At 70.6% G+C, this 7,718-nt stretch carries 7 protein-coding genes; all 7 read right to left on the reverse strand.

The annotated features are described in order from the left end of the window. Window positions 1–302 precede the first annotated feature (302 nt). Window positions 303–2,504 (reverse strand): elongation factor G-like protein EF-G2, encoded by a 2,202-nt coding sequence (locus tag ON31_RS10015; protein WP_039811876.1) that lies wholly within the window; start codon window positions 2,502–2,504, stop codon window positions 303–305. 153 nt (window positions 2,505–2,657) lie between these two features. Beyond that, a complete protein-coding gene (gene lipA, locus ON31_RS10020; protein ID WP_039811971.1) occupies window positions 2,658–3,641 on the reverse strand; it encodes a lipoyl synthase in 984 nt (327 codons plus the stop codon). Between the two features lie 154 nt (window positions 3,642–3,795). Then, window positions 3,796–4,617 carry a lipoyl(octanoyl) transferase LipB gene (lipB, locus tag ON31_RS10025; RefSeq protein WP_051037055.1) on the reverse strand — a complete coding sequence of 274 codons (822 nt, stop codon included), beginning with the start codon at window positions 4,615–4,617 and terminating at the stop codon, window positions 3,796–3,798. Further along, a complete protein-coding gene (locus ON31_RS10030; RefSeq protein ID WP_039811978.1) occupies window positions 4,614–5,126 on the reverse strand; it encodes a GNAT family N-acetyltransferase in 513 nt (170 codons plus the stop codon). Before ON31_RS10030 ends, lipB begins: the two co-directional genes overlap by 4 nt. An 88-nt stretch (window positions 5,127–5,214) precedes the next feature. Beyond that, a complete protein-coding gene (locus tag ON31_RS36580) occupies window positions 5,215–5,382 on the reverse strand; it encodes a hypothetical protein (RefSeq protein WP_157533631.1) in 168 nt (55 codons plus the stop codon). A 146-nt stretch (window positions 5,383–5,528) separates the two neighbouring features. Continuing rightward, the gene (locus ON31_RS10035; protein WP_039811878.1) at window positions 5,529–6,422 is read right to left on the reverse strand and encodes a TIGR01777 family oxidoreductase; all 894 of its coding nucleotides are present in this window, start codon (window positions 6,420–6,422) and stop codon (window positions 5,529–5,531) included. Window positions 6,423–6,424: 2 nt separating this feature from the next. Next, window positions 6,425–7,718, reverse strand: a 1,294-nt coding sequence (sucB, locus tag ON31_RS10040; RefSeq protein ID WP_039811880.1) for a 2-oxoglutarate dehydrogenase, E2 component, dihydrolipoamide succinyltransferase, incomplete at its 5' end; no start/stop codon positions are given.

Raw genomic sequence — 7,718 nt, forward strand, 5'->3', positions numbered from 1 at the left:
CGAGGTTAGGAATCCGCACCGGTCACGTCAGTGCCGCACACACCCGAAGTCGACCTCCGGTACACACCCGCCCGGTGGTAGCGCCAGCACTACCATCGCGCCGCACTCGACCGTGCCGCCCGCCGTACCCGTCCGACTCTGGTCGCCGTACTCGCCGCCACCGCCCTGTCGACGGGCTGCGCCGGAATGACGATCCAGACCGCCCCGCCCGGGCCCGCCCAGACGTCAAAGCGGCCTACGCACTCTGGGTGACCCGGGCCGAGAAGGACGCCATGACGCGTGTTCTCGACGCCTGCTGACGGTCATGCGGAGGATGCGGCCTGATCGCGGATGCCGTTTGCGAGCTGCGCGGGTACCGGTTCGTGCCGCACGTAGCGGCGGGTGAAGTCGGCCGCGCCGCGGGCCAGTGAGCGCAGATCGATGGCGTAGCGGCTCAATTCGAGTTCGGGGACCTCGGCCTTGATCGCGGTGCGGCCGCCGCGCCCGATCGGTTCGGTGCCGAGCACCCGCCCTCGCCGGCTCGACAGGTCACCGAGCACCGGCCCCACGTAGTCGTCCGAAACCACCACCAGCACTTCGGCTATGGGCTCGAGCAGGTTGATGCGGGCCGCGGCGGCGGCCTCGCGCAGGGCGAGCGCGCCCGCGGTCTGGAAGGCCGCGTCGGAGGAGTCGACGGAGTGGGCCTTGCCGTCGTACAACGTCACTCGCACGTCGACCAGCGGGTAGCCCGTCACCACGCCGCGCGCGGCCTGCGCCCGCACACCCTTCTCCACCGAGGGAATGAACTGGCGCGGCACGACTCCGCCCACCACCTTGTCCACGAACTCGATACCGGAGCCCTCCGGCAGCGGCTGCACCTCGATCTCGCAGATGGCGTACTGACCGTGGCCGCCCGACTGTTTCACATGCCGCCCGCGGCCGGTGGCGGCGCCGGCGAAGGTCTCCCGCAGCGCCACCCTGTGCTCGACCACATCGACCTGTACGCCGAACCGGGTGCGCAGCCGCTCGAGCGCCACCTCGCGGTGCGCCTCACCCAGACACCACAGCACCAGCTGCCGGGTATCGGGATTCTGTTCCAGCCGCACCGTCGGATCCTCGGCCACCAGACGGCTCAGGCCCTGGGAGAGTTTGTCCTCATCGGCCTTGGAATGCGCCGCGATGGCCACCGGCAGCAGCGGATCGGGCAGCGCCCACGGCTCGATGAGCAGCGGAGCGTCCTTGGCCGAGAGGGTGTCGCCGGTTTCCGCGCGCGACAGTTTGGTGACACAGGCGATATCGCCCGCGATGGCTTGACCGAGCGGTCGCTGCTGCTTGCCGAACGGTGCGGAGACGGCCCCCACCCGCTCATCGGCGTCGTGAGTGGTGGTCTCGGACGGCCCGTGCCCGCACACGTGCACGGTGTCGTCGGTGCGCAGCGTGCCGGAGAACACCCGCACCAGCGACATCCGGCCGACATACGGATCGGAGGAGGTGCGGATCACTTCGGCGGCCAGAGGCCCCATCGGATCGCAGACCAGCGGTTCGGGCGTGCCCCCGGTGGTTCCCGTCGCGGAGACGGGATGTTCGGCGGGCGTGGGGAATCCGCGCGTGATCAGCTCCAGGATCTCCATGGTGCCCAGCCCCTGCCGCGCCCCCTCCGGTGGCGGCGCGGCGATCAGCACGGGATGGAAACTGCCTCGTGCGACGGCCTTTTCGAGATCGGCTTCCAGGGTGGCGAGGTCGATGTCCTCGCCACCGATGTAGCGGTCCATGAGGGTCTCGTCCTCGCTCTCGGCGATGATGCCCTCGATGAGCCGGTTGCGCGCCTCCTCGAGCTGCGCCACCTGGTCCGGGGTGGCGGGTGTTTCGGTGTGCGCACCGGCGGAGTAGTCGTAGACGTGCTGGGAGAGCAGATCGATCAGCCCCAGCACCGGCCGGTGGCCGTCGGCGGCCTTCCCCCCGTAGACCGGGAGGTGCAGCGGCAGTATGGATTCCGCGGCTCCGCCGCCCAGGATGTCGCGACAGGTCTCGGTCATCTCGTCGAAGTCCGCGCGCGCGGTGTCGAGGTGGGTGAGCACGATGGCGCGCGGCATGCCCACTCTGGCGCATTCCTCCCACAGCGCGAGCGTCGGCCCGCTCACCCCCTCCACCCCGGCGGCGGCCGAGAGCACGAAAAGGGCCGCGTCCGCCGCGCGCAGACCGGCCCGCAATTCCCCGACGAAGTCCGCGTAGCCGGGGGTGTCCAATAGGTTGATCTTGTACTGCTCCCACCCCATCGGCACCACCGACAGTTGTACCGACCGGTGTTGTCGCTGTTCGATGTCGTCGTAGTCGGACACCGCGGTCCCGTCCTCGACCCGACCACATCTGGGCACCGCCCCCGTGGCCACCGCCAGCGCCTCCACCAGCGTGGTCTTCCCGGACCCGCTGTGCCCGACCAGCACCACATTGCGTATGTCCTCCGGCCGGTCGGCCGTCACTGCCCTACCGTTCGCGCCTGCCGACGCACTCGTCTTCTCGACCATCTGGCTCGCTCCCCTGGTCGCCACGTGCGGTACTTCGAGCTTCCCACCAGGGAGCGGATCGCGTCCACGAATCGGCCGATACGCCTTCTTGCGTTGGATACGACGATGGCCCGGACACTGTCCGGGCCATCGTCGACAGGTCTGTGCCGCGGCTCAGGAACCGAAGCGGGCCAGCACCGAGGTGGCCTCCTGCGAGGCGGTGCCCTCCTCGGCGAGATGCGCCATCTCGGGCGCGATCTCGCGGCCGTGGTGCCGCATGGCCTGGGCGTAGAGGCGACCCGCGCGGTAGGAGGAGCGGACCAGCGGGCCCGCCATGACACCGGCGAAGCCGATCTCCTCGGCCGTGCGGGAGTGCTCGACGAACTCCTCCGGCTTGACCCAGCGGTCCACCGGGTGGTGGCGCGGCGACGGGCGCAGGTACTGGGTGATGGTGAGGATGTCGCAGCCCGCCTCGTGCAGGTCGCGCATGGCCTGGGTGACCTCGTCCGGGTTCTCGCCCATACCCAGGATGAGGTTGGACTTGGTGACCAGCCCGGCCTCGCGGGCGGCGGTGATCACGGCCAGGGAGCGCTCGTAGCGGAAGGCGGGGCGGATGCGCTTGAATACGCGCGGCACCGTCTCCACATTGTGGGCGAGCACCTCGGGACGGCTGGAGAACACCTCGGCCAGCTGGTCCGGGTCGGCGTTGAAGTCGGGGATGAGCAGCTCCACGCCGGTGTGCGGGTTGAGCCGCTTGATGGCGCGCACGGTTTCGGCGTACAGCCACGCGCCGCCGTCGTCCAGGTCGTCGCGGGCCACACCGGTGACGGTCGAGTAGCGCAGCCCCATGGCCTGCACGCTCTCGGCCACGCGGCGCGGTTCGTCGCGGTCCAGCGCCTTGGGCTTACCGGTGTCGATCTGGCAGAAGTCGCAGCGGCGGGTGCACTGGTCACCGCCGATCAGGAAGGTGGCCTCGCGGTCTTCCCAGCACTCGAAGATGTTGGGACAGCCCGCTTCCTCGCAGACCGTGTGCAGCCCTTCGCGTTTCACCAGGCCCTTGAGTTCGGAGTACTCCGGACCCATGGTGGCGCGGGTGCGAATCCATTTGGGCTTGCGCTCGATCGGGGTCTCGGCGTTGCGCGCCTCGATGCGGAGCAGCTTGCGGCCCGCGGGTGCGGCGGCGCGCTCGGACGCGGCGGGTGCCGTGGAGCCCGCCGCAGGGTCGGCCGCGGTCGGGTTGTTCGATGTCGGGGTGTCGACGGAGGTCACTTCTTCGACTCTACGCTCGTGATCTTCGGCTCGTGGAGGGCCCTCAGGCCTCGACTTTCGCCGGACCGCTCGCCTCGGACTTCGACCCCGACGCCGCCTCCGGCCGCGGCTCGGCCACCTTGGCGGTCTCACGGGCGACGACGTGCTCGCTCACCGGCAGCTCCCCGTCGAGGGCCCGCGCGATGGCCTCGGCCACCAGCGGTCGCACCTCGGCCACGGTCACCTCGCGCCCCAGTTCCCGGGTCAGCGTGGTCACCCCGGCATCGCGGATTCCGCACGGCACTATCGTCTGGAAGCCGTCCAGCGCCGAATTGCAGTTGAACGACACCCCGTGCAGGGTGACGCCGCGCTGCACCCGCACCCCGATGGCGGAGATCTTGCGTTCGGGCTGGAAGTCGTTCGCGGGCACCCACACTCCCGAACGGCCCTCCACGCGACCGGCGTGCAGTCCCAGCTGCCCGCACACGTGGATGATGGCCTCCTCGAGCCGTCGCACGTAGGCGACCACGTCGACGGGTTCGGCCAGGCGGACGATCGGATAGCCGACCAGCTGCCCGGGCCCGTGCCAGGTGATCTTGCCGCCCCGGTCCACCTCGATCACCGGGCTGCCGTCGATCGGCATGTCCTCGGGTTCGGTGCGGCGGCCCGCGGTGAAGACCGACGGATGTTCGAGCAGCAGCAGCCGATCCTGGCCGATGCCCTCGGCGCGTTCGGCGGCGATCGCGCGCTGGCGGTCCCAGGCGAGGGTGTAGTCGATCAGACCCAGATCCTCGACCAGCAGCGGCGTGCTGTCGTAGCGGGCCGAGACGCCGGTGGCCGGGGTTGCGGCGGGGGTGCTCGGGGCGGGGGTGGTGCGCTCGCTCACGACTGTGACGTTACGCCATCGCCGAGGACGAGTTGCATGAGTGTCAGATCCATCCAGCGGCCGAACTTGTGCCCGACCTCGGGTAGTTGTCCGACGATCGCGAAGCCGAACTTCTCGTGCAGGGCGATGGAGGTGGTGTTGCCGGATTCGATGGCGGCGATCATGGCGTGCACGCCGCCCCGGCGAGCCCGCGCCAGCAGTTCGCTCATCAGCGCGGTGGCCACGCCGCGCCGGTGGAACCGGTCGGAGACGTAGACCGAGTTCTCCACGGAGAAGCGGTATCCCGACTTGGGCCGGAACTGTCCATAGCTGGCGTATCCGGCGACCGCGCCGTCGATCTCGGCGACCAGGATGGGGCATCCGGCATCGGTGCGGGCCTGGAACCAGGCCGTGCGCTCGCCGAGATCGGCGAGTTCGGTATCCCAGATGGCTGTGGTCTCGGCGATGGCGTGGTTGTGGATCACCAGGATTTCCGGCAGATCGCTCGGGCGGGCGTCGCGCACCAGCAGGTCGGCCGGTGCGAGCACGGCGGGGGATGGGGCGTCGCTCACCCGTTCACGGTAGCCAGCGCCGTGCTGTGACGCCGCTCTCGCCCGGCTATCGGTCCAGGCAGGCGAGGAATTCGGTGGTATCGCCCAGCCGCGGCACGCACTGGAACGGGTTGTCGAAGTCCGGAATCGAATACCCGGCGGTGAGGATGGCGAGAGTGAGGACCAATTCGCCGGCGATCAACTTGAAATCAATGGTTTTGAACATGGCGGTCACGCCCGTCTCGCTCGGCGGCCCGCTTACCTGCAGCAACGGGTCTTACGTGGGGTTATCCATGGTAGCTACTGACGGGTTACCCGGCTATAGCCGCGCGAAACAGGGCACGCCCCAGTGGTGGCACCGGTCAGGGTCAGCGGTCGCGGTCAGCGGTCGCCGAGGGCGGCGAGCGCCGCGCCGATGGTGGGGTGCGTGAAGGTGTAGCCGCTCTCCTCGAGGACGGCGGGAATCGCACGCTGGCCGTGCAGGACGGCCTCGTCCGCGAACTCGCCGAGGGCCAGGCGCAAGGCGAAGCCGGGGACCACGAACGGGGCGGGCCGGTGCAGCGCGCGCCCCAGCGCCCGGTTGAACTCGGCATTGGTGACCGGAGCGGGGCCGACCATGTTCACCGGCCCGGAGACGGCCGGTCGGGTGAGGGCGTGCACGATGCCGCCGATCTCGTCGTCGAGCGAGATCCACGGCATGTACTGACGACCGTTGCCGATACGGCCGCCCAGTCCGAGGGAGTACAGCGGCCGCAGCATGCCGAGCATGCCGCCGTGCGCGGACATGACCACCGCACTGCGCAGCAGCACGGTACGCGTTCCGGCGTCCACGGCCGGTTGCGTCGCGGCCTCCCAGTCCCGGCACAGCGCCGCCAGGAATCCCGTTCCGGCCGGGTCGCTCTCGGTGAGCACCCGGTCACCGGTATCCATGCCGTAGTAGCCGATGGCACTGGCGTTGACCAGCGTCGGCACCCCGGCGGCGGCGACCGCCGAGGCCAGCACATCGGTGGGGATGATGCGGCTGTCGCGCAGCTCCTGCTTGAAGCTGCCGGTCCAGCGCCGCCGCCCGATGCTGGCGCCGCAGAGGTTCACCACGGCGTCGGCATCGCGCAGCGCGCGCTGGTCCAGGTCGGCGCGGGCCGGGTCCCAGGAGAACTCGTCGCGGGCGCGCACGGGACGGCGCACGAGGCGCGCCACCTCGTGCCCGTCGCGGCGCAGTGCCGCGACCAGTGCCGTCCCGATCAGCCCGGAGGACCCGGCCACCACGACCTTCATGACTACAGGCCGAGATCGCCCTCGAAGGCCGCCTCTTCCAGCCGGTGTCGGATGGTGGTGAGGAAGCGGCCGGCGTCGGCGCCGTCGATGAGCCGGTGGTCGTAGGTCAGCGGCAGGTACGCCATGGAGCGGATGCCGATGGCCTCACTGCCGTTGTCGCTGATCACCATGGGGCGCTTGACGATCGCGCCGGTGCCCAGCATGGCGGCCTGCGGCGGCACCAGGATCGGGGTGTCGAACAGCGCACCCTGCGAACCGATGTTGGTGATGGTGAAGGTGCCGCCCGACAGCTCGTCCGGCTTGAGGCCGCCGGTGCGCGCCCGGTTGGCGATATCGGCGATGGCCCGGGCCAGTCCCGCGAGGGACAGGTCGTTGGCGTTGTGGATGACCGGGGACAGCAGACCCTGCTCGGTGTCGACCGCGATGCCGAGGTTGACCACCGAGTGGTAGGTGATCTCCTTCTTCTCCGGGTCGTAGGAGGCGTTCACGTTCGGGTGCACGCCCAGTGCCTCGATGGCGGCCTTGGCGAAGAACGGCAGGAACGTGAGCTTGACGCCCTCGCGCTGCTGGAAGGAGTTCTTGGCCTTGGCCCGCAGCGCCGCGATCTTGGTGAGGTCGGCCTCGTGCACCTGGGTGAGCTGCGCGGTGGTCTGCAGCGACTCCAGGGTCTTGGTGGCGGTGATCTGCCGGATGCGGCTGGCCTTCTGGGTGGTGCCCGGAAGGTGGGCCAGCTGCGGGCGCGGGGCCGCGGTGGCGGCGGGCGCGGCGGCAGCGGGAGCCGACGGGGCGGCGGCGGCCGGGGCCGGGGCCTTCTTGGCCTCGGCGGCGGCGAGCACATCCTGCTTGCGGATGCGGCCGCCGACACCGGAGCCGTTCACGGAGGCGAGGTCGACGCCGTGCTCGGCGGCGAGCTTGCGCACCAGCGGGGTGACGTAGGGTCCGCCGCCACCGTTGCTGGAGGGCTCCTCGGCCGGGGTCGCACCGGCGGGGACCGGGGCGGGCTTCTGCTCGGGGGCGGGCGCTGGGGCGGGCTTGGGCGCCGCGGCGGCGGGCTGCGGAGCGGGCTCGGGCTTGGGTTCCGGCTTCGGCTCGGGGGCCGGGGCGGGAGCCGGGGCCGGGGCGGGCGCGGAAGCCGGTGCGCCACTGCCGATCACGCCGAGTTGGCCGCCGACATTGACCACATCGTCTTCCTGCGCGGTGATCTCGAGCAGGGTGCCCGCGACGGGCGAGGGGATCTCGGTGTCGACCTTGTCGGTGGAGACCTCGAGCAGCGGCTCGTCGACCGCGACCTGATCG

The organism is Nocardia otitidiscaviarum NBRC 14405, assembly GCF_000308635.1.
Taxonomy (GTDB): domain Bacteria; phylum Actinomycetota; class Actinomycetes; order Mycobacteriales; family Mycobacteriaceae; genus Nocardia; species Nocardia otitidiscaviarum.

Excerpts from the sequence above, each read along its gene's own strand:
- ON31_RS10015 (WP_039811876.1), bottom strand. The coding sequence starts at position 2,504 with ATGGTCGAGAAGACGAGTGCGTCGGCAGGCGCGAACGGTAGGGCAGTG.
- ON31_RS10035 (WP_039811878.1), bottom strand. The coding sequence starts at position 6,422 with ATGAAGGTCGTGGTGGCCGGGTCCTCCGGGCTGATCGGGACGGCACTG.